The 26841-nt window shown below is 39.2% G+C and carries 26 protein-coding genes and 1 pseudogene; 22 read left to right on the forward strand and 5 right to left on the reverse strand.

The genetic code is table 11. The features are described from left to right. Positions 1–263: 263 nt before the first annotated feature. The 3 genes from H1D32_RS22350 to murA all read left to right on the forward strand — a co-directional run bounded on the left by H1D32_RS22350 (position 264) and on the right by murA (position 2803). Entirely contained in the window at positions 264–497 is a 234-nt protein-coding gene (locus H1D32_RS22350; protein ID WP_261180409.1) for a DUF1146 family protein, read from the forward strand. A 158-nt stretch (positions 498–655) separates the two neighbouring features. After that, entirely contained in the window at positions 656–1444 is a 789-nt protein-coding gene (locus H1D32_RS22355; protein ID WP_261180410.1) for a YwmB family TATA-box binding protein, read from the forward strand. 33 nt (positions 1445–1477) lie between these two features. Next, positions 1478–2803: a UDP-N-acetylglucosamine 1-carboxyvinyltransferase gene (gene murA / locus H1D32_RS22360; RefSeq protein WP_261180411.1), complete on the forward strand. Its 1326-nt coding sequence runs from the start codon at positions 1478–1480 to the stop codon at positions 2801–2803. Positions 2804–3051: 248 nt separating this feature from the next. On the opposite strand, the gene alr is transcribed toward murA, so the two are convergent. The 4 genes from alr to H1D32_RS25180 form a co-directional block, all read right to left on the reverse strand. Continuing rightward, positions 3052–4260 carry an alanine racemase gene (alr, locus tag H1D32_RS22365; protein ID WP_261180412.1) on the reverse strand — a complete coding sequence of 403 codons (1209 nt, stop codon included), beginning with the start codon at positions 4258–4260 and terminating at the stop codon, positions 3052–3054. A gap of 92 nt (positions 4261–4352) precedes the next feature. Beyond that, positions 4353–5483 carry an alanine dehydrogenase gene (gene ald / locus H1D32_RS22370; protein ID WP_261180413.1) on the reverse strand — a complete coding sequence of 377 codons (1131 nt, stop codon included), beginning with the start codon at positions 5481–5483 and terminating at the stop codon, positions 4353–4355. A 119-nt stretch (positions 5484–5602) separates the two neighbouring features. Then, entirely contained in the window at positions 5603–6361 is a 759-nt protein-coding gene (locus H1D32_RS25175) for a PucR family transcriptional regulator (RefSeq protein ID WP_314733492.1), read from the reverse strand. Continuing rightward, complete coding sequence (locus H1D32_RS25180) at positions 6304–6855, reverse strand: hypothetical protein (RefSeq protein ID WP_314733483.1); 552 nt, start codon at positions 6853–6855, stop codon at positions 6304–6306. Before H1D32_RS25180 ends, H1D32_RS25175 begins: the two co-directional genes overlap by 58 nt. Before the next feature lie 362 nt (positions 6856–7217). Here H1D32_RS25180 and H1D32_RS22380 point away from each other — a divergent pair, with 362 nt between their 5' ends. From H1D32_RS22380 to fabZ, 14 genes are all read left to right on the forward strand, one after another. Further along, positions 7218–8633, forward strand: coding sequence for an alanine/glycine:cation symporter family protein (locus H1D32_RS22380; RefSeq protein WP_261180414.1), 1416 nt, complete (start codon positions 7218–7220; stop codon positions 8631–8633). Positions 8634–8824: 191 nt separating this feature from the next. Continuing rightward, a complete protein-coding gene (spoIID, locus tag H1D32_RS22385; RefSeq protein WP_261180415.1) occupies positions 8825–9838 on the forward strand; it encodes a stage II sporulation protein D in 1014 nt (337 codons plus the stop codon). A gap of 250 nt (positions 9839–10088) precedes the next feature. After that, on the forward strand, positions 10089–10895 hold the full coding sequence (gene spoIIQ, locus H1D32_RS22390) for a stage II sporulation protein SpoIIQ (RefSeq protein ID WP_261180416.1): 807 nt from the start codon (positions 10089–10091) through the stop codon (positions 10893–10895). A gap of 237 nt (positions 10896–11132) precedes the next feature. After that, positions 11133–11309: a hypothetical protein gene (locus tag H1D32_RS22395; protein WP_261180417.1), complete on the forward strand. Its 177-nt coding sequence runs from the start codon at positions 11133–11135 to the stop codon at positions 11307–11309. Between the two features lie 70 nt (positions 11310–11379). Further along, a complete protein-coding gene (locus H1D32_RS22400) occupies positions 11380–11685 on the forward strand; it encodes a DUF4212 domain-containing protein (protein ID WP_261180418.1) in 306 nt (101 codons plus the stop codon). 47 nt (positions 11686–11732) lie between these two features. Next, entirely contained in the window at positions 11733–13394 is a 1662-nt protein-coding gene (locus H1D32_RS22405; protein ID WP_261180419.1) for a sodium:solute symporter family protein, read from the forward strand. Further along, positions 13375–15264, forward strand: coding sequence for a DUF294 nucleotidyltransferase-like domain-containing protein (locus H1D32_RS22410; protein WP_261180420.1), 1890 nt, complete (start codon positions 13375–13377; stop codon positions 15262–15264). The genes H1D32_RS22405 and H1D32_RS22410 overlap by 20 nt, the downstream gene beginning before the upstream one ends. Before the next feature lie 238 nt (positions 15265–15502). Further along, on the forward strand, positions 15503–16006 hold the full coding sequence (locus H1D32_RS22415; protein WP_261180421.1) for a nuclease-related domain-containing protein: 504 nt from the start codon (positions 15503–15505) through the stop codon (positions 16004–16006). A gap of 649 nt (positions 16007–16655) precedes the next feature. Then, positions 16656–16943, forward strand: coding sequence for a sporulation transcriptional regulator SpoIIID (spoIIID, locus tag H1D32_RS22420; RefSeq protein WP_261180422.1), 288 nt, complete (start codon positions 16656–16658; stop codon positions 16941–16943). Positions 16944–17055: 112 nt separating this feature from the next. Further along, a complete protein-coding gene (gene mreB / locus H1D32_RS22425) occupies positions 17056–18060 on the forward strand; it encodes a rod shape-determining protein (RefSeq protein ID WP_261180423.1) in 1005 nt (334 codons plus the stop codon). 88 nt (positions 18061–18148) lie between these two features. Beyond that, complete coding sequence (locus H1D32_RS22430; protein WP_261180424.1) at positions 18149–18973, forward strand: flagellar hook-basal body protein; 825 nt, start codon at positions 18149–18151, stop codon at positions 18971–18973. A 119-nt stretch (positions 18974–19092) separates the two neighbouring features. Further along, positions 19093–19926 (forward strand): flagellar hook-basal body protein, encoded by an 834-nt coding sequence (locus tag H1D32_RS22435; protein WP_261180425.1) that lies wholly within the window; start codon positions 19093–19095, stop codon positions 19924–19926. 82 nt (positions 19927–20008) lie between these two features. Beyond that, complete coding sequence (locus H1D32_RS22440; protein WP_261180426.1) at positions 20009–20284, forward strand: DNA-directed RNA polymerase subunit beta; 276 nt, start codon at positions 20009–20011, stop codon at positions 20282–20284. Positions 20285–20533: 249 nt separating this feature from the next. Further along, positions 20534–20965 carry a 3-hydroxyacyl-ACP dehydratase FabZ gene (gene fabZ / locus H1D32_RS22445; protein ID WP_261180427.1) on the forward strand — a complete coding sequence of 144 codons (432 nt, stop codon included), beginning with the start codon at positions 20534–20536 and terminating at the stop codon, positions 20963–20965. Between the two features lie 101 nt (positions 20966–21066). On the opposite strand, the pseudogene H1D32_RS22450 reads toward fabZ, so the two are convergent. Next, a pseudogene (locus tag H1D32_RS22450) lies at positions 21067–21698 on the reverse strand (YigZ family protein). A gap of 305 nt (positions 21699–22003) precedes the next feature. On the opposite strand from H1D32_RS22450, the gene H1D32_RS22455 reads away from it, so the two are divergent. The 5 genes from H1D32_RS22455 to H1D32_RS25190 all read left to right on the forward strand — a co-directional run bounded on the left by H1D32_RS22455 (position 22004) and on the right by H1D32_RS25190 (position 26840). Continuing rightward, entirely contained in the window at positions 22004–23131 is a 1128-nt protein-coding gene (locus H1D32_RS22455) for a sensor histidine kinase (protein WP_261180428.1), read from the forward strand. Positions 23132–23150: 19 nt separating this feature from the next. Then, a complete protein-coding gene (locus H1D32_RS22460) occupies positions 23151–23855 on the forward strand; it encodes a response regulator (protein WP_261180632.1) in 705 nt (234 codons plus the stop codon). Between the two features lie 418 nt (positions 23856–24273). Then, positions 24274–25119, forward strand: coding sequence for a DegV family protein (locus H1D32_RS22465; protein ID WP_261180429.1), 846 nt, complete (start codon positions 24274–24276; stop codon positions 25117–25119). 294 nt (positions 25120–25413) lie between these two features. Next, positions 25414–26607: a DEAD/DEAH box helicase family protein gene (locus tag H1D32_RS25575; protein WP_396126288.1), complete on the forward strand. Its 1194-nt coding sequence runs from the start codon at positions 25414–25416 to the stop codon at positions 26605–26607. Beyond that, on the forward strand, positions 26505–26840 hold the full coding sequence (locus H1D32_RS25190; RefSeq protein WP_396126315.1) for a helicase-related protein: 336 nt from the start codon (positions 26505–26507) through the stop codon (positions 26838–26840). Before H1D32_RS25575 ends, H1D32_RS25190 begins: the two co-directional genes overlap by 103 nt. The last annotated feature ends 1 nt before the right edge of the window (position 26841 follow it).

Raw genomic sequence — 26841 nt, forward strand, 5'->3', positions numbered from 1 at the left:
GTAGAAAGTATTCCCCGAAACATTCTTCATATTCAACTAAAATTCTTCACAATTCACCAAACCTTCTATAATTTACATAGCTTTTTTGGATGATTTTCGTTATCATAAATAATGTGACTGTTGAATTCCTATAAGCAAGCGATTGCGCAGGAAATAATTTTAATAACACACAAAAAATAAGAATGATGAAGAAATCCTATAATGATTATTGACAAGTGGAAAATGGACAACTAATCATTCAAAGTCAAGGAGTTAAGTACAGTATGTTAGAACAATTTGGTCAGCAAGCTCTTGTTCACCTTATCGTCAGTTTAATGTTTTTAGTGATTATCTGGTGGTCGTTACAGGCATTCAGGTTTGATGTCCTTGTTAAAAACCCAAAAAGTCCTCAAGGTATTGTCTTAATGATTATTATGACTATTGCATTAACTCAATTAGTAAGTAGCTTTTTTTTAGATTATCTAAATTACTCAAGAATGCTGAGATTTCTATTCTAAAATGTGTCTCCTATATACTTAGCGGGCAGATCCCCACTAACGTTTGATCTGCTGATTTTGTCGACTTTTAACTACAAATACCATGTATTTAAACTCTCTATTTGGCAAAAATGCTACTAAGTAGAGTTCGGCGAAACGAACGTTAAGGAGAGAGAAACATGGGGAATAAAAAGATAAAAGGATTTATGCAGATAGTCTTTTACTGCGTGACATTATTTAGCCTCTATTTTGGGTTAAATTGGAGTGGAGAAGCGACAGATAGTAACCAGTTTTCTGAGCTAGAGCAAATACTTGAAGTTATGGACAAGCATGAGATTGAATTAACTGATTGGACGCTTTATACTAGGGAACATTTAAATAGTTGGAGTATTCCAGGTGAGGAAGTAGATGAGTTACAAGTACTTAAAGAAAATACAACTGAATTCCAATGGGAACCACTTTTATATGACGAGCTTAAAGGTCAAGAAAAAGCTACGGCAGTGCTTACTCACCACGAATTGGGTGTAACAGAAACACTTACCTACATTATTTACCCTCACAACGAGCAACTACATTCATATCTTATCTATGACATTCATGGCACGAAGAAACTAAGCGAAAAAAATTGGCAGTATCTATCTTTAACAGTGCAAAATAGGCTTGAAGACTTATTTCAACCAAATACCAAAATTTTCACTTGTGTATCAGGAAATAGCAGTGATAAACTTAATTTTGGTTTGAAAGAAAAAGCAGAAGAATTATTAGCGGAATTTTCAGCACAAACGATTGAATTCTTAAAAGAGGAAACGTTCATTTCCATCTCTGCATACACTAATACATGGAACAAAAATGTAATCTCAACTAACAATGAAAACATGAATTTACAGGTTGCAATTCGAGAAAAAGAAGGATTGGGCGGTAAAACAACCGTTACAATTGGCACGCCGATAATTACGACTGAATATTAATAATATAGAAACTGGACGTCGGAGGGGAATACGTTGGAGAAAATCATAGTCCGAGGAGGTAACCGATTAACTGGAAAGGTTAAGGTAGAAGGCGCAAAAAACGCTGTACTTCCAGTAATCGCTGCATCTATTTTAGGAAGTGAAGGCAAGAGCCACATTTATGATGTGCCAGCACTTGCAGATGTATACACTATTAATGAAGTTTTAAGAAATTTAAATATTGATGTTAAATATGAAAATGGAGTTATTGAGGTTGATGCTGATAAAGCATTAAAGACTGAAGCACCATTTGAATATGTTCGCAAAATGCGGGCTTCGTTCTTAGTCATGGGTCCTCTATTGGCTCGAGTTGGTCACGCAAGAATTGCATTACCAGGTGGTTGTGCCATCGGTTCAAGACCAATTGATCAACACTTAAAAGGCTTCGAAGCAATGGGAGCTACTGTTGAAATCGGAAATGGATTTATTGATGCTAGAGTTGATGGGCGCCTTAAAGGAGCAAAAATCTATCTAGATTTTCCTAGTGTAGGGGCAACTGAGAACATTATGATGGCAGCAGCCCTTGCAGAAGGAACAACTATTATCGAAAACGTTGCAGAAGAGCCTGAAATCGTTTGTTTAGCTACCTATTTAAATTCTATGGGTGCTAAAGTTCGCGGTGCAGGAACGGGTACGATTCGTATTGAAGGAGTAAAGAAATTAGTAGGTGCCGGTCATACAATTATTCCTGATCGTATTGAAGCAGGAACGTTTATGGTTGCAGCAGCAATTACTGGTGGAGATGTCCTTGTCGAGGGTGCTTTATCTGAGCACCTAAGGCCTCTTATTGCAAAAATGGAGGAAATGGGTGTTACCATTATGGATGAGGAAACTGGAATTCGTGTTATTGGTCCGGAGAAATTAAAGCCAATCGACATTAAAACGATGCCACACCCAGGTTTCCCAACTGATATGCAATCACAAATGATGTCACTGTTATTGAGAGCAGAAGGCATGAGTATGATTACCGAAACTGTATTTGAAAATCGTTTCATGCACGTGGAGGAATTCCGCCGCATGAATGGAAATATTAAAATTGAGGGCAGAACAGCCATTATTTCAGGTCCAGCTTCGCTACAAGGAGCAGAAGTAGCTGCAACCGATCTACGAGCTGGAGCAGCACTTGTTATCGCAGGTCTTGTGGCTGATGGCTACACAAGAGTGGTTGAGTTAAAGCACATCGACCGTGGTTATGTTGACTTTGCTGGCAAGCTAAAAGCACTAGGTGCAAACGTTGAGCGTGTGTACGAAGTGGATCAATCACAACTAAAAAATCTTGAAGCACCAGCGCCATTAAAGGTTAATCCTAATTTGGCTTAGAAAGAACGTTCACTTTCAAAGCGAACTCGATTGTCAGACATTAATAAACACCAAAACAAAATAAAAAGGATTCAGCAGAGAAGCTGAATCCTTTTTTGTCTTTTTCAGATATACAAAATGAGAAAAAGTCCATTTAAAGAAAGTTCACTTTTCTACAACACAACATGTAAATATGGCTGAAGAATTATCTTATAAAGGAAAGTGAACTTTCGAAGTGAACTCGTAATGGTTTTCAGATATTTACGGTGTCAGACACCAAATGCTAAAGGCAATTGATGATTCGAACTAGGAAGAAGTTGGTTGTTGTATTTGATGCACTGATTGTATTTTAAATAAACACGTGGGACACGTTTTCCTACTAAACAGACGACTTCATAATTAATAGTACCCATTTGTTCGGCTACTTCATCTATCGAGATAAATCCTTCGTCCGTTCCTCCAAAGAGAATGACTTCGTCTCCGACAGCTGGGCTGGAGACCGTGCTAACATTTAGCATACATTGATCCATGCAGACTCTTCCTGCAATTGGTACACGATTGTCATGAACAAGTGCAGATCCCTTGTTTGATAAAAGCCTCGAAAGCCCATCGGCATATCCAATTGGGATGGTAGCAATTGTAGTTACATTTTCAGCTTTATATGTGCAGCCATAGCTAATGGCTTCTCCAGTGGATACTTGCTTCAGTTGAATAATTCTTGTTTTGAGATGCATCGCTTGCTTTAAAGGAAAGGCAAAAAGGTTCATTTCCTTTGATGGCGTTAGCCCATAAAGGCTGATGCCTACCCTTACCATGTCAAGGTGCATGTCTGGGAAGTTAATCGTTCCGGCACTATTGCAGCAATGTTTGATTTGAATCGATATGTCATTTGCTTCTAAATAATTTAACATACTTGTAAAACGTTTAAATTGCATAAACGTATACGAGGGGTCATCACTGTCGGCATTGGCAAAATGAGTGAAGATACCTTCTACTAATACCCCACTAGCTTTGGATGCCTTTTTCGCTAACGAGAGAGCTGCTTCTTTTGTTGTTACACCAACCCGCCCCATCCCTGTATCGCATTTAATATGGACCTTTGCTGTTATTCCTAAGCGAGTCGCACAAGTACTTATCTCCTCTAGAACTTCTTCAGAATAGACAGTCAGTGTAATTTTATGTTCAATGGCGGTAGCTACTGAACTTGGAGGAATGTATCCTAACACGAGAATTGGTGTTTGAGGAATTGATCTCCGTAAAACAAGTGCTTCGTCAAGGAAGGCTACACCGAGATAATCAGCTCCTGCTTCTACAGCCGTTCTGGCTACTTCAACAGAACCATGTCCATATCCGTCAGCCTTAACAACTGCCATCAGCCTAGTTTTACTTTTTAGTTTGGTTTTAAAAAGCTTTGCATTATGATAAATCGCATCTAATGAAACCTCTGCCCATGTATCTCGAAAACTGAATAGACTCATTTTTGTACCCCTTATCAAAAAATTATGGTAAAAAAAATCCCCTCTGGATTTGATGAGGGGATTCCTAGAGCTGCAAGGATTAAAATATTAGATTAAACAGTTTCCATAACCTTTTCTAATGCTTCATCAACGCTAACGTACTCATAGCCAAGGTCTTTCGCTACTACTTCATATGTTACGTGTCCACCAGCAACGTTTACACCAAGTTTAAGAGCTGGATTTTCAGCAACAGCCTTCTTAACACCTTTTGTTGCAATTTGAACCGCATAAGGAACTGTAACATTCGTAAGTGCAATTGTAGAAGTTCTTGGAACTGCTCCAGGCATGTTCGCAACTGCGTAATGAACAACAGAGTGCTTTTCGTATGTTGGGTTGTCATGAGTCGTAATTCGATCAACAGTCTCAAAAATACCACCTTGGTCAATGGCTACATCGACAATCACAGAGCCAGGAGACATTGCTTTCACCATTTCTTCAGTTACTAATTTAGGAGCCTTAGCACCTGGAATTAATACAGCACCGATGACTAAATCAGACTCAGCAACAGCTTGAGCAATATTTAATGGGTTTGACATTAAAGTTTGAATTTCATTTCCGAAAATATCATCTAATTGACGTAGACGGTCTGGGCTAAGGTCAATAATTGTTACGTCAGCGCCAAGGCCCATTGCGATTTTTGCTGCACTAGTACCTACAACACCACCACCGATAACCGTAACTTTGCCACGTTTAACACCTGGTACACCTGCAAGCAGAATTCCTTTTCCACCGTTTGCTTTTTGTAAAAATTGAGCTCCGATTTGTGAAGACATACGACCAGCAACTTCACTCATCGGAGTAAGAAGTGGTAATGTGCGATTTACTTCAACTGTTTCATAAGCAATAGCAGTTACTCCTTTTTCAGTAAGGGCACGAGCTAATTCAGGCTCTGCAGCTAAGTGTAAGTAAGTGAAAAGGATAAGTCCTTCACGGAAGTAGTTATATTCAGAAGCAAGTGGTTCTTTAACCTTCATGACCATATCTGCTGACCAAGCTTCAGCTGCAGTATCAACTATTTTTGCTCCAGCTTGAATGTAATCATCGTTCGTGAAACCGCTTCCAATTCCAGCTGCAGTTTCAATAATAACTTCATTACCGGCTTTTATTAATGCATCAACACCAGCTGGTGTAAGCGCAATACGATTTTCATTGTTTTTAATTTCCTTAGGTACCCCAATTAACATAATAAAATCCCCCTTAGTTGTTTTCAAAAAGATGATCACTTGATAATCACAGTATAGATTTTGCGAAACAATTTTTCTTTGTTTAGATTGGAGAAAAAACAAAGAGCGTTTGTGAAATTCTACAAACGCCCTTGCTTATCTAATTTATTAGTCTTAATATCCAGGTACAGCGTCATTTTTTGGTTTGGATTTTTTAAATCAATGTCACCAATTTCTGATATCCGCTTCAGTCGATAATTTAATGTGTTTGCGTGGACATGCAGTTCTTTGGCAGCTTCGTTGATGTTGCTATCTTTATTTAAAAAAACTTCCAGAGTTTCTACTAGATACGTTTTATTGACTTTGTCGTATTCAGCGAGTTTCCTTAGAGCAGGATTTTCGTACTGATCAACTTTCTTTTTCTCGAAAATGACGTCAAGATAGCGAAAAATCCCTAATTGTTGGTAACTATAAATGTCACCAACTTCTTCAGAAAACTGAGTTTTTAGACGCAAAACAGTCAAGGCTTCCTGATAGCTTGCTTCAACTTTTTCGTAATTATCGTATATATTTCCACAGCTTGCCTTAATATCGGAGATGTTATAGCGCTTATCCATTTGCAAGATAAATTCATTGATAAAATGGGCGATACTACTTTGAACCTCTTTCGTTGGCAGCGGTGATACTAGAAGGATTAACTCATTGCCATCTATGACATGTAAGACTATTTGTAATTGCTGAGTTGTTGTGATCGTGTAACTGATATTTTTCTCAATTTTCGGAGTGATCTCTTTACCAAATTGAAAAACAAGAATAGATATAGGTGATGGTGGAGTAATCCCTAGTTGTTCGATTCTCTGTTTAATTTCACGATCGGAGTTGACATGTCCAGTAAGTATCTGCCAGAAAAATTCCTGATGGCATTGTTCTTTCTTTTTTTACGTACTTGTAATTGGAGTAACTGATTTTTTGCAGTTTGAGCCGCTTGAGTTATTAATAATAATTGTTCTTCTGAGAGACGGTGTTCAACTTCTAACACCCAAATATACCCTATAACCTCATTTTTGTTATGAATAGATATTGCAACTCGATCACCTAGTCCGATATTTGTTATTTCTGAAATACGCACTGGCGCAGTCGTTTGGTTAAGCCTTTGGATAACGCCATCTTTCCAAAGGTTGTTTATGATCTTCTCTGGTACTCTTCTGCCAATAATGGTCGCGATTCTAGCAGGATCCGTTTGATCATCGTGTGAACTGTATGCTAGTAAACGATGGTTAGCATCTTCTATCGTCACTGGGCAACCCAAAACGTCACTAATTTTATCGACGAGGTTTTCCAAGTTCCCAAAAGTGCCCTTAAAAGGATCGTTGTTATGTTTTTCATAGGTCATTAAATAATTGCTCCTTATGTAAAAAATCATGCAATATGAATTTCAAACAATGAAATCGCTTTCAACTAAGGTTTTATGTAGGTATGAAATTCACACATATATATAAGTATAACTTCTAATATACGATCTTTCTATATTATAGTAAGATAGAAAAAGATTTTACTAACATCGTTGGCCTTTTTGGGAATTAGTATGTGGCTTCCAACAAGTATCGTAATTAAAATTCTGAATAATGTATACATTTGTTGTGTTTTACAAAAATATTCTTTCAATGTTTAAAAAATACACAAAAGTTTTTGTTCACAGAAATGCTACAATTATCAATGTATTGAAAGCGCTATCATTTTTTTAGGGGGAGATTTATGGATATCTTAGCGGTATTAGACAAAGTAAATGGTGTGTTATGGGGAACACCGAGCTTAGTCCTACTATTTGGGACGGGACTATTATTAACATTCATGTTAAGGGGATTACAATTCAGAAGATTGCTTTATGCCTTTAAGCTTGGTTTTACAAAAGAGGGACAAGCTGGTGCAGGGGATGAAGGGGACGTTAGTAACTTTAAAGCATTAATGACAGCGCTGGCGGCGACGATCGGAAACGGTAACATTGCAGGGGTTGCAACTGCCGTAACGATTGGTGGTCCAGGAGCTATTTTCTGGATGTGGATCGTAGGTCTTTTAGGAATGGCAACAAAATACTCTGAAGCACTTCTTGCGATGAAATATCGTGTCAAAAATGCTAATGGAGAATATTCTAGCGGACCGATGTACTATGTGGAACGCGGACTAGGGAAAAAATTCAAATGGTTAGCAATTGCCTTTGCGTTCTTTGGAGCATTTGCGGCGTTAGGTATTGGAAATAGTGTTCAGTCAAATACCATTGCAGGGGTAATGGAGAATTCATTTGGTATCAATAATCTTACAACAGGAATCATCTTATCTGTTTTAGCAGCGTTAATTATTTTTGGAGGAATTCAACGTATTAGTACGGTTGCAGGTTTCTTCGTGCCAGTTATGGCAGTTTTATATATCGGTGGGGCATTACTTATTCTTGCTATTAATTATGATCAAATCATTCCAGCCTTTGGACTGATTTTCCAATATGCGTTTAATCCAGTTGCAGCAACTGGTGGATTTGTAGGTGTTCTCGTATCAGAAGCCATTCGTAACGGGGTTGCTCGTGGGATCTTCTCGAACGAAGCTGGTCTTGGTACAGCAGCACTAATTGCTGGTAATGCAAAAACAGATCATCCTGTAAAACAAGCATTAGTAGCAATGACAGGTACGTTCATTGTAACGATCATTGTTTGTACGATGACTGGTTTAGTTCTTGTAATATCTGGATTTTGGGATCCAACAGGTGGATTACTATCTGGTGTAGTCCATGAGGCAGGCCTTGAAGGTGGAGCGTTAACAGGGGCAGCGTTCGCATCTGTATTAGGAACCGTTGGAGAATATATTGTTGCATTCTCAGTTATCTTCTTTGGCTTCTCAACCATCGTTGGCTGGTATGTATACGGTGAGAAATGTTTCGAATATTTAGTAGGAACAAGAGGAATTTTAGCTTACCGTGCAGCTTACATCACTGCTTGTGGTGTTGGTGCTGTAGCAAGCTTAACAACAGTTTGGGCATTTGCTGATATGGCTAACGCATTAATGATGATCCCGAACTTACTTGCACTTATTCTCTTAAGTAAGGTAGTAGTTCGTGAAACAAATGATTTCTTCGAAAATCACTACAAGGTTGCAGCGGTGGCAGTCAAAAAAGCAAGTTAATGAAGGAAACAGGCTGTTGAGAAGAACTCAACAGCCTGTTTTGTATTTTCAGCATTGCTTGGCTCCAATTTTTTAAGAAAAATAAATCTCAAGGTCTATCCTCTATTAAATTTGCATACAATGCTAGAGACAGAAAAACAGAATATTCGTCTACTAATTTCAGCACAAAATCAAAGTATGGAGGCGTATGCATGCGGCAAATTATTATTATTGGAGCAATTTTATGTAGTGTTATTCTTATTATCCCGACAATGCTCGTTCTAGCATTTCAAGGTAATGAAACAGACAAATCTATCAAACCTGTTTCAGTTCAAACCTCGAATGTCATTGACTCTAGTAACGAGATATCACCTGAAAATCTAAGTGTGGCCGTGTACCGCTCAAAATCACAAAGTATAGAGGAATATGATTTTGAAGAGTACATCATTGGCGTTGTTGCATCTGAAATGCCAGCCGAATTTTCACTTGAAGCATTAAAAGCACAGGCGCTAACGGCAAGGACTTATATTATTAAACATATGCTAAATCCTGGAGAGATTAGTCTTCCTGAAGGTGCAGTTGTAACTGATACGATTCAGCACCAAGTTTTTCGAAGTGATGCAGAACTTAAGGAATTTTGGAAAGAAAACTATGATTGGGCTAAGGCAAAAGTAACTGAAGCTGTACGTGCCACTCGTGGTCAAATAATTACACATGAAGGAGTTCCAATAACAGCTTCTTTCTTTTCAACAAGTAATGGCTTTACAGAAAACTCAGAGGATTTTTGGCCAAATGAATTTCCATACTTACGAAGTGTAGAAAGTCCATGGGATGTTGAATCTCCAAGATATTCTTCTGAAAAAATTGTGTCTTCACAAGAATTTTTTCAAGCGTTAGGTGTGAAGTTACCTGGTGATGGAACTGTAGGAGAAATTACTGCACGCACGAAAGGTGGGCGAGTAGCTACAGTTAATGTAAATGGTAAGACCTTTACTGGTAGGCAAATAAGAGAGAAGTTAGATTTAGACTCTAGCGATTTTAAATGGAAGAGAAGCGGCAATAATGTCATCATTGAAACGAAGGGTTGGGGACACGGCGTTGGTATGAGCCAATGGGGAGCCAACGGCATGGCCAAGGAAGGCAAGAATTATCAAGAGATTATTAAACACTATTATCAAGGAGTTCAAATTTCCTCGGTTGATCCGTTCATTGCTAATCTAAATTAAAAAGCAGCCTTTGGGCTGCTTTTTTAGTGTAAAGTTTAGAGTTTAGAGTGTAAAGTCTTGGAAAGTAATGCTTCGAAGCTCACCACTCACAACTCTACACTCTACACTCTACACTGTACACTCAAAACTAGTATTTAAAACTATGAATAATTTCTCCAACTTTGTCGAAAAATAATTTATTAAAAAAAGTTTTTAATTGTGTATATAATTCTCATAATTTGATCAGACTGATTGCTGAGGTGATGATTAAATGAGAGAAGAAAATCAATCTTCTAAATTAGCAAAACTGAAGGCAAACCTTCAGAAGACAATGAAAAAACGTTGGGTATTACCAGCACTTTACTTAGGTTTAGCAGCACTAGTATTAAGTACAGTAATCTGGCTTCAAGGATCTGATGAACAAATTACACAAGAAGATCCAAATGTTGAGCAAGGACCAACTGGTACAGATCAAGGTACAAATACTGAAGATGCTTTACCGGTAACAACAATGAATGAAGTGTTCAAAAAGCCATTTTTGAATGAAGAAGAAGTACAAGTTGTTGGTTACTACTTCGATTTCAATGCAACAGCTGAACAAAATGAATCTGCTCTCGTCTTTTACGATAATACTTTCTACCAAAACAAAGGTATGGATTTCGCATTAGAGAGTGGAGAAACATTCGATGTTGTCGCAGCATTAAGTGGTACTGTAGTAAAAGTTGAAAAGGATGCTCTTTTTGGTAACTTAGTTCATATCGAACATGAAAACAACGTTGTAACAATTTACCAAAGTTTAGAAGGCGTCAAAGTTGAACAAGGTCAATCGGTGAAACAAGGGGATGTAATCGGCCAAGCTGGTAGAAACCTTTATAACCAAGAAGCTGGCGTTCACGTACACTTTGAAATTCGTCATGATGGTGTTCCGGTAAATCCTAGTGACTTCTTTGAACAACCATTATCAGCACTTCCAGCTGCTAGTTCTGAAAAGACTGAAGGTGATGAAGTAGAAGAGCCAACTGACGAAGAACTAGAAGAAAATGCTGAAGAGCCACTTGAAGAAACAGACGATTTATAAGTCTAAATCATTTCAAAACAGCTTCCCACTGCATTACGCAGGCGGGGAGCTGTTTTTTGTTGTCTCAGAATCAAAACTATTCCCCACAAAGTCCTCTAGTAAACATCATTTTTTGTCAGAAAAAAAACTCGTTTGTAGTGAGAATTTTCACTTGTGCTAGCTTACAAAATCTGTAATAATACAATTATTGTTAAAATTTAGAATATTTAAATAAATTTACAAGACTGGAGGGATCGAATGTTTTATCTTTTTTTAGTAATTATTGGTGTAAGCGTTTTCTTGTCCTTTAAATTAAAAAAACCGAGTTTTTTAGCGGCACCAATAGGAGCGCTTGTTGTATTTATCATCATTCAAATCGCCATGGTTCCACTAGGATTTTTCGAGACTGTAAAATTTATTTTTAGTCTCAGATAAGCGCGTTCATCATGGAAACTTGTTTCTGTGTGACGATAAATTTTTTAAAAAAGAAAGGGGGTAAAAAACGATGAAGAAAATTGATAAGGAAGTAGCAGATGCTTACTTTCGCATTAGAACTCGCAATATCATCATCTTTTTGGCAATTGGCTTTAGCGTTTCATTTGGAGTGGTAGCCTTTGCGGAGTTTTTCTCGCAATTTACATTCATTGGCGGCGTACCACTACACTACTTCATGGGGGCTCAAGGAGCTGTATTGATCTTTATTTGCCTCCTATTCACAAACGCTGTCTTAAGTGACAAAGTTGATCGAGATTTTGGTATTGATGACGAGAAGAATGCGACTTTAAGTGCAGGGAAGGCAGTTGATCACTAAACATAACGTGGATGCGAAAAAAGAAATGAAAAAAGGGGGCGATTCAAATGGATGCGCAAGGTTTAATGTCAATTTCAATTATTTTTGCTACTTTCGCCCTTTATATCGGGATCTCTATTTATTGTCGAGCGAAAGTGACGTCTGATTTTTACGTAGCAAGTAGGGGAGTTCCACCGTTCTGGAATGGTATGGCGATTGGTGGAGACTGGATGAGCGCTGCCTCATTTATTGGTATGGCTGGAACTGTTATGATTTTGGGGTATGATGGTTTGGCTTATATCATGGGTTGGACTGGAGGCTATCTATTCTTAACCTTTTTATTAGCTCCACAACTGCGGAAATATGGTAGATACACGGTTCCTGAGTTTATTGGTGACCGATTCGGGACAAATAAAGGTCGCTTAATTGCGGCAATTGCCACGATTATTATCAGTTTCGTTTATATTATTGGTCAGCTTTCTGGATCAGGGGTAGTTATCGGACGCATTCTCCAAATCGATACGATGTATGGAACAATGATTGGTGTTGTCATTATTGCTATCTATGCGACATTAGGTGGGATGAAGGGGATTACCTGGACACAGGTTGCTCAATACATCATTTTGATTATTGCATACTTAATACCTGTTCTTTTTATGTCACTACAAATTACCGGAAACCCATTGCCGTGGCTATCGTATCACAACATTGTGAGTCAGCTCGGTGATCTCGATCGTGAGCTTGGATTCTCTGAATACTTTGCACCATTTTCATCGAGTAACAAAGCACAATTTTTAGGATTAATGTTCTGTTTAATGGTAGGAACTGCAGCATTACCACACGTGATTGTCCGTTTTTATACAGTGTCAACGATGAAGGCGGCTCGCTGGAGCGGAGCATGGGCACTTCTGTTTATCGGACTCTTATACTTATCGGCTCCTGCTTATGCGGCGTTTTCTCGTTTTATTTTAATGACGAAGGTTGCTGGTAGTCCAATTGACCAATTGCCTGCGTGGACAACAAGTTGGGTAGACACAGGTCGACTTAAGGTTGCTGATACAAACGGAGATGGTATTCTTAGTTGGCCAGAGATTGTTATTAGTAATGACATCGTGGTAATGGCGACACCAGAAATTGCAAATCTCGGAATGTTCGTCATTGGTCTAGTTGCTGCTGGTGCAATGGCCGCGGCGCTTTCGACAGCAGGTGGTTTGTTAATTACGATCTCATCATCGTTCGCTCATGACATTTACTATCGCTTGATGCGACCAGATGCAAGTGATGCGAGACGACTTAAGGCAGGGCGTTGGGCGATTGTTCTCTCAACCATTGTTGCTGGTGTTGTAGCGCTTGATCCTCCTGGAGTGATTACGCAAATTGTTGCTTGGGCCTTCTCGCTTGCAGCGGGTACGTTCTTCCCGGTTCTCCTATTAGGGGTTTGGTGGAAGCGTGCTAATGCCGAAGGGGCAATTGCCGGGATGCTTTCAGGTCTATTTGTAACCCTTGGATATATTTTCTTGGCCAGAAGTGGTATTACAATTTTTGGATTACTAGATACAGCAGCTGGTGTGTTTGGTGTACCAGTCAACTTACTTGTTATGTACACGGTCTCAAAACTAACAGCTGCACCACCTCAACATCTTCAAGACGAGTGTATCGACCTCAGATACCCAGAGCAAATGACTTATAAAGATGGTGAGGTATGGTTAGATGATGCCCCAGGAAGATAGTCCATTTTTAGAAAAAATAAGTCGGCACCCCTTGTTTCAAGGGGTGTCATCTGAAGTTTTTGCGGAGTTAATCGAAAAGTGTACGTTAAGAACTTATAAAAAAGGGGAAACGGTTTTATATAAAAAAACGCCACGCGAGGGTCTGCTCATAATTTTAGAAGGAATGGCAGAGGTACTAATTGACGACTCTAGTACAGGCGAAGTTCTGGAAGTTTTACAGACAAATGACATTATTGGTTTTTCAAGTTTAGCAGAATTTCTAGGAGAACCAGCGGAGCATATTTATGACTATACGGTTGAGGTAAAAGCAATAGAAGAGACGACTTGTTTGCAGGTTTCTTACTCGGTCATTGAAGAGCGTTGGCCAGATGAAAATGTTCGCGACTTTGTACTGCGACAGATAGCTGTTAGGCTTCGTGACATCTATGGCTCATTGGCTGAACAAGTTCAGTTAGCGAGCAAGTGGGGCGAAAGTGACCCATTTATTCAGCGTGTTCATGATTTAATGCAATTTCCAGTCAACACTGTTAGTCTTGATGACAGAATCCAAAACGTTGCCAAAAAAATGATAGATAAGAAGACGACATCTGTTTTAGTCATGGATCGAAAAGAGCTTGTTGGTATCATTACTGAAAATGATATTGTTGCAAGGGTCGTAGCCGGAAATCTTGGCTTAGACAAGCAAGCACGGGAAATTATGACGACAAATCCCTATACAATTTCCAGGGATGCTTATTATTATGAAGCACTTTCGTTATTTTTAATGAATGGGGTTAAGCATCTTCCTGTTGTCGGTGGGACGGGTGACATTGTCGGGATCGTCACCTTGTCAGATTTAATGAGAAAAAAAGATCGCGGAAAGTTAAACGTCATCCAAACCATTGAAGAATCGACAACGGAAACCATCGGTGAAGTGAAAGAAGCGATTTATAAAGTGTTAGAAACACTGATCAATGATGAGTTACCAACAATCAACATGTTAGAGGTTATTACGAAGTTGTATGATCGCCTCGTCAAGCATTGTGTGAAGCTAGCCTTAGCTGAAGTCGGTGAGGCTCCAGTCGCTTTTTCCTTCTATCAAATGGGAAGCGGAGGTCGCTGTGAACAGTATCTCTTAACTGACCAAGACCATTTTTTAGTCTATGAGGATGGCGAGGATGTAGCAGATTATTTTCGGTTGCTAGGAGCAGAGATTGTCAGACTGCTTACATTAGCAGGTTACGAGCATTGCAAAGGCAAAATGATGGCAAGCGAAGAAGGGTGGTGTGGCTCGCTTAGCAACTGGAGTGACCGGCTCCGTCGCTGGAGCGTTCGTTCGACGAATGAGCATGTCTTACTTGGCCAAAATTTCTTTTCAATGCGGTTATTGTATGGCGACCAAACGTTGCACAACCGATTTATAGCAACGATTAAGGAACAACAGGCAAAAGCTCGAATTTACATGTACCAAATGGCCAAAGTAGAAAAGGATTATCCGGTTCCAACGTTAGACCAGCCGATAAGAGCCTTATTTCGATTAGAAAAGACGACGATTGATATAAAAAAAGATGCCCTGTTTCCATTCCATCATTGCTTGCAATTACTGGCGATCAAAAATGGAATCTATGAGGGGACACCCTTGCAAAAAATTGAGTCGTTAAAGAAGTTAAAGGTGGTATCGGAGGACTTTGCTGGTGAGCTAAAGTTTGCCTACAGTATTGCTTTGAGAATTCGTGTCAATCAAGGTTGGGCACGGTTCAAACAAGGTGAGCCGAATACATCAGTGGTCACCTTTACGCATTTGAAATCACGCGATAAAGCTGAGCTGATCCAAGCATTGAAAATCATTCGTTCATTACAAAATCAAGTGCTAGCGTTGTTTGCGATGTAGATGAGTTTAGCAAGTAGAAACTATTCTGAGAGAAGGAGTAGTTTTTACTTTTTTTTTGGACTTTGCCGAATAATGTGGAAAGTTTGCAGAATAACTGAAAAAGTTGTTCGAATAATTACTGAAGTTGTCCGAATAACCAAAAAAGTTGTCCGAATAACCAACTAGAACACAAAAAACCTTTTCTAGAAGCAGGATTTTCTCTGTTAATATCGAATAAACCCCCTAAAGGAGTGGTGAAATGATCATAAAAGAATTAAAAATGCCCCTTAAATTAGAAAAACTTATTGCTTTGAAACGAAGAACCCCAATAATGCTACCTAAATACTCTCTAATTAAAGACGAAACAGCTAGGAGACTAGCAGGTTATCGTGGTGAATGCTCCTTACACTATCAACTTTCCCTTTTACCAGAGAAAAGCTACTATATTTTACGAGGAATTAGACTTAAAGACGGAAATCATTTTTTTCAAATCGATAATCTCCTAATCTCGCAAAAATTTTTCCTGAATCTTGAAGTGAAAACGATTGCCGGCACCCTTCAATTCGATGAAAGAAATCATCAACTTATTAGAACGCTAGACACCAAAAGAGATGGTTTTAGTGACCCGCTTACCCAAGCCTATTTTCAAGAAATGCATCTGAAAAACTGGCTAAAACAAAACGGTTATACAGATCTAACTATCTTATCCTTAGTTGTTAGCGCAAATCCCAGCTCCATCCTCGAGACCACTTCTAAAAAGTAATCCGCAGTGAGTATCTTCCGATAAAAATTCAACAGCTTGAAAAATATTACCCCGAAAATAAACTCAATGAAAAACAGGTGAAAAAAATCTGCCGTACCATGAAAGCTCAACATACGCCGCTCGACACTCCCATACTAGATCAATTTGGTATGATCCCAGACCAACTTATAAAAGGTGTCTATTGTCCTAAATGCGAATGTCTACCGATCCCTAAAATTTATGGTGGCTGGAAGTGTCCTAGTTGCAACGTGAAGATGAAAGATGCCCATATCCCCTCAATGAAAGACTACTCCCTTTTAATTAGTCCCACATTTTCAAACGAAGAAATTAGAAATTTTCTAGAAATAAACGATCCTAACCTTATGAATCGCCTCCTCACCACCCCACAATTTGCCCAAAAAGGTAACACCAAAGCAAGAATTTACAATTTTCTAAATTAAAAGCCTTGTCTCACCACCTTTTATGCATATATACCCGTCTCCCTTAATAAAATGTTACAAATCATTAGTTATTAAAGGAAGGGCCTAAGATCACTTGGACGGAGGCGTATTGTATGGGAGTTCATCTTTACATATATAAGGGGATGGGTTTTTATCGGTTAGCGGACGTTCGGGCTCGCAGGACCCTCATGAATTAGGAGGCGAGAGGTGTGCACGATTACATCAAAGAACGAACAATCAAGATTGGCAGGTACATCGTCGAGACAAGGAAAACCGTACGCACGATTGCGAAGGAGTTTGGGGTTTCCAAGAGCACAGTTCATAAGGATCTAACAGAACGATTGCCTGAAATTAATGCAGAGCTGGCAAATGAAGTGAAAGAAATACTAGAGTATCATAAGTCGATTCGGCATTTACGAGGTGGCGAAGCAACGAAAGTGAAGTACCAGAAGTCAGAGCCAGTAAGCGGTAAGAAGTTAGCAGAGACTCAATCGTAAATTCACAAAAAAATCATTTTCCCTGCACTGACAAAATATGATAAAATATTACATTAGATATAAACTAATTAGTGATAGATGAAACGGCTACTTAAAGCAGGGAGGAAATGGCATGTTTGGCAGGGACATTGGAATTGATTTAGGAACAGCAAATGTTCTCGTTCACGTAAGAGGAAGAGGAATTGTATTAAATGAACCTTCAGTTGTCGCAATAGATACACACACGGGTAAAGTTTTAGCGGTTGGGGATGAAGCGTTCCGAATGGTCGGGCGTACGCCTGGAAACATTGTGGCTCTTCGTCCAATGAAGGACGGGGTTATTGCAAACTTTGATTTAACTGAATCGATGCTAAAACATTTTTTGGATAAGATTAATGTTCGAGGCTTTTTTACAAAACCACGAATTTTGATTTGCTGCCCAACCAACATTACTTCAGTTGAGCAAAAGGCGATTCGTGAAGCAGCAGAAAAAAGCGGTGGTAAAAATGTTTTCTTAGAGGAAGAACCGAAAGTTGCGGCAATTGGAGCAGGCATGGACATTTACCAACCAAGCGGTAACATGGTCGTAGACATAGGCGGTGGGACAACAGATGTTGCTGTATTATCAATGGGCGATATTGTCACCGCCTCTTCAATTAAGGTTGCAGGGGACAGGTTTGATCAGGAGATTTTAAACTATGTTAAGAAAAAGTATAAATTATTAATCGGGGAACGTACGGCTGAGTCAATTAAAATCCAAGTAGCAACCGTTTTCCCAGGTAGTCGCAAAGAGGAAATCGATATCCGTGGTCGTGACTTGGTTAGTGGACTTCCACGTACGATTACCGTATACTCAGATGAGATCCAAAAAGCCTTAGAAGAGGCAATTTCACATATTGTACAAGCTTCAAAAAGTGTTCTTGAACAAACTCCACCTGAACTTTCAGCAGATATTATTGACCGTGGTGTCATCCTGACTGGTGGTGGCGCATTGCTTCATGGTATTGATCTACTTTTAGCAGAAGAATTAAAGGTACCTGTCTTAGTTGCTGAAGAGCCAATGCATTGTGTTGCAAAGGGAACCGGTATTTTACTTGAAAACTTGGACAAGGTGTCAAGACGAAAATTTAAATACTAAACTGCCAAAATTGCTATATCTTTCAACTGCCAACATGATAGCCGATAAATAGAATAGATAGAGTAAGATACATAGAGGTGAAACAATAATGATTCGTGGGTTTTATACATCTGCTGCCGGAATGATTGCTCAGCAACGCCGTCAGGAAATGCTAACAAATAACTTAGCTAATGCCGATACACCAGGCTATCGCGCTGATGATGCATCATTGCGAGCGTTTCCGAATTTGCTGATCCAAGCAATGGGCGTTGACAATCGTCCCCAAGGAAAAACGACTCACGTTGGTGAATTAAGTACAGGGGTATACTTGCAAGAGCGAACCCTAAATTTTCGCCAAGGTGATCTTCATGAAACAGGTAACAGAACAGACATTGCTCTACTTCAAGGTGTTGTCCCGTTGAATGAAGAAACAGGACGCCCGGGAGCATTATTGTTTTCCGTTGAAAATCAAACAGGCGAAGTACGTTATACAAGAAACGGGAATTTTACAGTTGATGGACAAGGCTACCTTACGACGAGTGAAGGGTTTTATGTCCTTGACCCAAGCGGGAATCGCTTAAATGTAGGCAATGATGATTTTAAGCTTACACAGGAAGGGTTCCTCGTTAATGAGAATGGTACGAATTTTGCCCAAATTAATGTTGCCTTTGTTGCCAATCCTAATCAACTTGTAAAAGAAGGAAACGGGCTCCTTCGTTACGAAGGTGGACAAGCTGTTCTTTCTGCAAACGGTAATGCTAATATTTCGTATCAACTAAACCAAGGCTTCATTGAGCGTGCCAACGTTGATACAGCCCAAACAATGACCGATATGATGACTGCATTTCGGGCCTTTGAAGCCAACCAAAGAGTCCTCCAAGCGTACGATCGCAGCATGGAAAAAGCGGTCAATGAGATTGGGAGAATAGGATAATTAGTTTAGAGTTCAGAGTGTAGAGTGTAGAGTTTTGTTGCTTGAAACGCTACGAAGCAATGCCTTAGGACTCTACACTTTACACTTTAAACTCTACACTGTAAAAAAGAGGTGCTCTCATGAATCAATCAATGATAACGGCGTCAGTGACTATGGGCCAGCTGCAAAAGAAATTAGATACAATTTCTAATAATGTTGCAAATGTGAATACAACTGGTTACAAACGTCGTGATGTTCAGTTTCAAGACTTATTATTTCAGCAATTAAATAATCAAGTTGTCGGGACCCAAGAAACTGGGCGCAATACTCCGTTAGGCATACGGATTGGTTCAGGTGCACGTGTCTCCCAGACAAATGTTAGAATGGAACAAGGAGCGTTAATGCAAACAGGACGAGCGTTGGATCTAGCGATTTCTGAACAAGGTGCCTTTTTCGAGGTTTTGCCAACAGAGGCCGGTGGAGAGCGACGTTTTTCTAGAGACGGTGCGTTTTACTTAACTCCAAATGCTACTAATAACGACGAGTTATTCCTTGTTACTGGAGATGGCGATTATGTTATGTCCTCAACTGGTGGACGGATTACGATTCCGGCTAATTACAAGTCGATACTTGTGACGGACAATGGTAGAATTGATGTTTTTTTACATGATGATACTCAGCTAAACGTGGGGCAATTGCAGCTAGTAAAAATTACGAAACCGCAGTTACTTCAAAATAATGGTGATAATTTCTTTTCTTTTCCGAACCTTGATGACTTAGGTTTAACCTTCGCTGATGTGTTTGGTATTGTAGGAAATGGTGGTATTATTCAAGGAACTTTAGAAAGTTCCAACGTTGACCTTGGTAAAGAGCTAAGTGAATTAATTCTTGCACAACGTGCGTATCAATTTAATACACGGTCCATTTCTATGGCTGACCAAATGATGGGATTAGTAAATAATATTAGAGGATAGATATACAAAGTAACCAAAGCAAGTTATGCTTAAGGTGACAATGTATTGTAGCTCGAAAATCTCTATTGAAAAGGTGTATCAAATGACGAAAGAAAACGATAATCAACCTACTGAACAAAAAAATAGACAAGAAGTGAGAGCTCAGAAGGAAGCGAAGAAAAAGCGTAAAAAACGTAAACCAATTCGTTTAATTCCGATCTGGGTTCGCCTCATCATTGTGCTTCTAATTTTTGCTGCAAGTCTTGTGCTTGGGGCGATGTTTGGCTACGGTATTGTTGGCGATGGAGAACCAAAGGATGTTCTTGGTAAAGGTCCTTGGTTAAAAATTCATGAGATCATCTATAAAGATGGAAAGTAAAAAGCTGTGAAAACAAATTTGTTTCACAGTTTTTTTTACAATTTAAGGAAGTGTAAACGTCTAGCTCCAGTGCGCCTAGACCCTCGAGAATAGTGAAAGATCACACTTTTTTTCTCGAAGAACATTTTCTTGTCGGGGCTTAAATGGGCGGCGCTTGCGTTTTCTTATCGCAACTTGTGGAAGGTGTGAAACTTACAAAAATATGATACAATCCTATTATGAGATCTGTTATTAATAGGAGGTACTAAAATGTTAGATATTCAACAAATTAAAGAAATCATTCCTCACCGTTACCCATTTTTATTAGTTGATCGTATTATTGAACTTGATGAAGGTACGCGTGCGGTGGGTATTAAGAATGTAACAGCTAATGAAGAGTTTTTTAATGGTCATTTCCCAGATTACCCAGTAATGCCGGGAGTCCTCATTATCGAAGCACTTGCACAGGTAGGTGCCGTAGCGATGCTAATCAAGGAAGAAAACCGTGGTCGCTTAGCCTTTTTTGCGGGGATTGATGGTTGTCGCTTCAAAGGTCAAGTCAAACCAGGTGATCAACTTCGCCTTGAAGTGGAGATCACGCGTTTACGAGGCTCAATTGGCAAAGGAAAAGGTACAGCTTATGTAGATGGAAAAGTTGTAGCTGAAACTGAGCTTATGTTTGCATTAGGTGAAAAGCAATAGTTAGGAAACATTGTGGCTTTCAAGCTTCGAATGTGCATTACTAGCTATTTTTAAAAAACTGATATCCTCGCTTCAGCGAAGGTATCAGTTTTTTATGTACTTTACACATCGACCTCTAAGTATGTTTGTTCTCCGGCAGTAATTTTTGCCTGACCATTTGTTAGGTTCATCATCCACTCGATAAACACCTCTTCTTCACCGCTCGCTACATAGGTTTGAAGTTCGACTTGATCGAGATAATTAATTTCTTTAAGGAGATAATGTGAACCGCGAATTTCATTTTCCAATTTTCCAAGCCAAGTGTAATCAACCTTTGTATGAAAATTTGCACGAGTCTTCGTTCAACGATTCCGGTTGCATTGAGACCTTCACTGGTTGCACTACCATATGCTCGTATTAAACCACCGGCTCCAAGCTTGATGCCACCAAAATATCGGGTCACAACAACAACGGTATCTTTTAATCGACGCTTTTTCAAAACCTCTAGCATTGGTACACCGGCTGTTCCGTTCGGTTCACCATCATCATTCGCTTTTTGGATATGGTCCTGTTCACCAATGAGGTAGGCCGAACAATTATGGTTCGCATCCCAATGCTTCTTTTTTATCATTTCAATGAATGCCTGAGCGTCAGCTTCTGTAGTGACACGGGTAACATAGGTAATGAACCGCGACTTTTGAATGACAAGCTCATGCTCTCCATATCCTTTAACTGTAAAATAAGCCGTGAGCAACAACTTCACCCCTTTTGATGTTACTAGTTCACTTTTTATTGTAACATAAATATGAAAAAACACCTGCCCCCCCTTAAAACAGCATCTAATTACGTATTTATATGGTAGAATAGAAAACGTGGATCTGCTAGAAAATAAGACAGACGGAATCTAGTTATCAAAAAGTCTGCTACTAAATAGCCAATTTCACATGATATGCACTACGTTTAGCTAGAAATCTAGTAAAGTTTACCTATAAAAATATTAGGTACTTAGTTTCTATTTTCTAATAGGATAGTTATGTACAGTTAAAGTGAGGGACTTTCATGGCGAATAACACAACATTAGACGATATATTAAAAAAAATGGTTGATACTGTAAGTGATAGTAAAGAGCAAGTTTTTGATATAACTGAACAATCACGAAACGAATATTCGCAATTACAAATAGAGCTAGCTGAAGTACAAATGCAGGTTGCGGCTGTTATTAAAAATACGGATCGCACGGAGCTTCATGCACGTTTTGCTCGCAATCGTCTAGCTGAGGTTAGTAAAAATTTTGATAAATTCACTGATGAAGAGGTTCGTACAGCTTACGAACAAGCAAATGATTTTCGTGTTAAGCTCGCGTTACTGAAGCAAGAAGAAAAACAGCTTCGCGAACGTCGTGACACACTTGAGCGCAGGCTCATTGCCATTCAAGATACGATAAAAAAAGCAGAAGCGTTAGTTGGCCAAATAACAGTCGTTTTAAACTATTTAACGAGTGATTTGCAGCAAGTGAACGAAATGGTACAAGGTGCAAAAAAAATCCAAGAGTATGGGTTGCAGATAATCGAAGCGCAGGAAGAAGAACGAAAGCGAGTCTCAAGAGAGATACACGATGGACCAGCACAAATGATGGCCAATGTCTTGCTTCGTTCTGAGCTTGTTGAACGTATTTACCGTGAAAAAGGGATTGAGGACGCGTTGTTAGAAATACGTGACTTGAGGTCGATGGTAAAAAATTCATTATCTGAAGTGAGAAGGATTATATATGATTTGCGCCCAATGGCCCTAGATGATCTTGGGGTAGTCCCGACGCTAACAAAGTATTTAAAAAACTTTCAAGAGCGTACGGGTATAACGATTTCATTCCGAAACTTTGGTAAAGAAGAACGCCTCCCTGCAACACTTGAAATTGCTCTTTTTCGATTTGTCCAAGAAGCTGTTCAAAATGCCTATAAACATGCCAATCCAAATGAAGTTCAAGTCAAAATGGAAATAAAAATGAACAAGGTTCTTTTAGTGGTGAAGGATGATGGCAAAGGCTTCGATCTTAACGAAAAGAAGGAAGGTAGCTTTGGATTACTAGGAATGAAAGAACGGGTCAACATGTTAAAGGGTCAATTATCGATCGACTCCAAAATCAATAGAGGCACAACCATCATGATTGCTATACCAATCCATACATAAATAGGAGGATTTATCTATGATGTACGAGCAAACAGAAAAGACTATAAAGATAATAATTATTGATGATCATCAGCTTTTCCGTGAAGGGGTAAAGCGAATTTTAGCGATGGAAGATAATTTTGATATTATTGCTGAGGGTGATGACGGTGCCAAGGCAATGCAATTGGTCGAGCAATGTCAGCCTGACGTCATTTTAATGGATATTAACATGCCTAAAGTGAACGGTGTCGAGGCAACACGTCAACTGATTGAGGCCTATCCAGGCATTAAAGTACTGATTCTGTCCATTCATGATGATGAAACGTACGTGACACATGTGTTGAAAACAGGAGCTTCTGGCTATTTATTAAAAGAGATGGATGCAGATTCGTTAATTGAAGCTGTCAAAGTAGTGGCTGATGGGGGCGCCTACATTCATCCAAAAGTAACCCATAATTTAATTAACGAATACCGTCGTTTAGCTTCAGATAAAACACAAGAAACAGAAATTGGCTTCCGAGAAGTCGAATACCGACGCCCGTTACATGTTTTAACCCGTCGTGAATGTGAAGTCCTTCAGTTAATGACGGATGGTAAAAGCAATCGTTCAATCGGAGAAATCTTATTTATTAGTGAAAAAACAGTGAAAAACCATGTAAGTAATATTCTCCAAAAAATGAACGTAAATGATCGCACTCAAGCTGTTGTTGAAGCAATTAAAAATGGTTGGGTAATCGTTAGGTAAATGTAGAATGCTTTAAAGTTAATGCTTTGTAGTGCTCACTCAATCAATTCTACATGTCAATGTCGTTTCCTGCCTATTTTGTATGTTAATAAAATTGGACAGGTAGAATAGGTTATTGGTACTATGGTAGTGAATACTATTAATAGATAAGTTAAGCTTGTACAATTTTGTACAAGCTTTTTTAAAGGCTCTTTTCGTAAACTTTGTTGCTTCTTAATCTAAAATAAATTGGAAGAATCCTCAGATGAAGATATCACCCAATGAATTGAGTAAGAAAAGAGCACTACTTACTAAATAAGTAAGAAATCTTATTATTTTTGTGTAAAAATCCGGCTTTTGGGATTTTACGAAAGGAATAATCTACGCGAAAAAATAATCTTTTTAAAAAATATGAATCTAACAAAGTGAGGATATAACGATGAGCAAGATAGCGGTTGTAACTGATAGTACGGCCTACATTCCTAAACATGTAAGGGATGAGCTAGAAATAACGATGGTGCCTTTAAACGTTATTTTTGGTCATGAGTCTTATAAGGAAGAAGTAGAAATTACTGCTGATGATTTTTATGAGATGATGAAAAAAGCAGAAAATCTGCCAACAACATCACAGCCAGCAATTGGTGAACTTGCGATGGAGTTCGAGCGTCTCGCTAAAGACTTTGATCAGGTCATTTCAATTCATCTTTCAAGTGGTATTAGTGGCACTTTTCAATCTGCAGTTGCTGCAGGCAGTATGGTTGAAGGAATTGAAGTGATTCCGTTCGACTCCGAAATAAGTTGTATGCCACAAGGTTTTTACGTTCTTGAGGCAGCGAGGATGGCCAAAGCTGGGAAGACGGCTGAGGAGATCATCAATCGACTTAACGAAATGAAAGAAAATATGCGTGCATATTTCATTGCTGATGATTTAAGTCATCTTCATCGTGGTGGGAGACTAAATGGAGCACAATTAGTTCTTGGTAGTTTGCTTCAAATTAAGCCTGTCCTACACTTTGAAGATAAGAAAATTGTTCCGTTTGAAAAAGTACGGACTGCAAAGAAAGCGTTAAATCGAATTTACGGTCTTATTGAAGAAGATGTACAAAAAGACGCGCCACTTCATATTTCTGTCATTCATGGCAACTGTGAAGAAGAAGCTGTAAAAATTGCTGATCATCTCAAGTTACAGTACCCACACGCGGATATTTGTATTAGTTATTTCGGTCCAGTCATTGGCACACACCTTGGACAAGGTAGCCTTGGGATTGGATGGTATAAAGGATAGTTTAGAGTTTTGAGTGTTGAGTTAAGAGTTAATGTGGGTAATGCTTCGAAGCAATACCCACAAGAATTATAAAAAAAGTAATTTTCCTTAATGTGATCCTTCGAAGCGATACATTAAAACCCAAAACTCAAAAAAATTAAAAGGGTTGAATTAAGAGTTATGAGTTAGCGAAAGCATTGCACCGAAGCGAAGCCCCCAAAAAAACTCAACCCTCAACCCTCAACCCTCAAAACTAAAGAAAGAGGTGCATTGATGAAATTTGTGTTTTATGAGAATTACATCGCTCCAGCTGTTTTGCGGCAATCCGACTTCGTACCTACGGCCATTAGTAGGCTTCCGGACTTTTGTATGCCACCACTTAATTCTACGTATAACTATTCCGAAACACTCCAACAACTTCTAAGCGGTAGAAAACTCCTTTTTCAAGAGATTAACCTTTCAATCGAAATCATTCACGAGCATTATCTACATGGCTTTGTCAGCTACCATAAAGGAATCACTGAAAAAAATGGTTCATATTTTTGCCAGCGCTGTGGCAATCAGAAAAGACACTTATTTGCAAAGCATGCATGTGCAAGGTGCGAAGCAGAATGTGTGTATTGTCGCCACTGTTTGACGATGGGGAAGGTGTCGCAATGCTCACCATTACTTACTTGGACAGGGACGCACGTCCACTATGAAAAACGTAATCGGGCTCTTGAATGGCAAGGAACCTTGTCGCAAGGTCAGCAACACGCATCTGAGAAAATTATTGCAGCGGTCGGTACGGCGAAAAAGTTATTAATTTGGGCGGTTTGCGGTGCTGGAAAAACTGAGATCCTTTTTGAAGGGATGAACAAAGCGATTGAAGAAGGACAAAATGTCGTGATCGCGACACCAAGAAGTGATGTTGTTCATGAACTTACGCCTCGGATAAAAAGTGTCTTTCCACAAATAGCTGTGATCTCGTTATTTGGTGGCAGTGAAGATCGTGGAAAACAAGGGCAGCTTGTGCTAGCAACGACCCACCAACTCCTCAGATACCACGACCACTTTGACTTCGTCGTCATAGATGAAGTAGATGCCTTCCCGTTCTCCTATGACCCGATGCTGAAATTTGCAGCCAAACAAGCGGCTAAGCAAACGGCCACAACGATCCTCTTAACCGCCACTCCTGATAAAAAACTCCAAAAGTCAAAAGATCTCGAGATCGTTAAAATACCGACGCGCTACCATGGCTTTCCGCTTCCGGTTCCTAAGTCCAAATGGATTGGAAACTGGCGTAAGCTGTTAAAAAAAGAGCGGGTGTCAGACACCATCATGGATTGGTTAAAAAACGAATGGTTACTAAACAGCAAGCGTTTCTATTTGTTCCTTCAGTCACCGTCCTCGATCAAATCGTTCCAATCCTTCAAAAAACGTTTCCCCTACTCGATGGCGTTCACGCTGAAGATCCTAATCGCCGCGAAAAAGTTCAAAACTTCCGCCAAAAAGAGCTTCAAATATTAGTGACAACGACGATTTTAGAACGAGGCGTTACGGTTGAAAACGTAGCTGTCGCTGTTTATGGTGCAGATGACGACATTTTTACTGAAAGTGCTCTTGTGCAAATCTCTGGTCGTGTTGGTCGTAGTGCCAGGTTTCCAACGGGTGATATTCACTTTTTTCATTATGGTCAAACAGAGGCGATGCTAGATGCAATTGACCATATTAACTTAATGAATAAGTTGGGAGGTTTTTAAC

This window comes from Anaerobacillus sp. CMMVII (genome assembly GCF_025377685.1).
In the GTDB taxonomy this organism is placed as follows: domain Bacteria; phylum Bacillota; class Bacilli; order Bacillales; family Anaerobacillaceae; genus Anaerobacillus.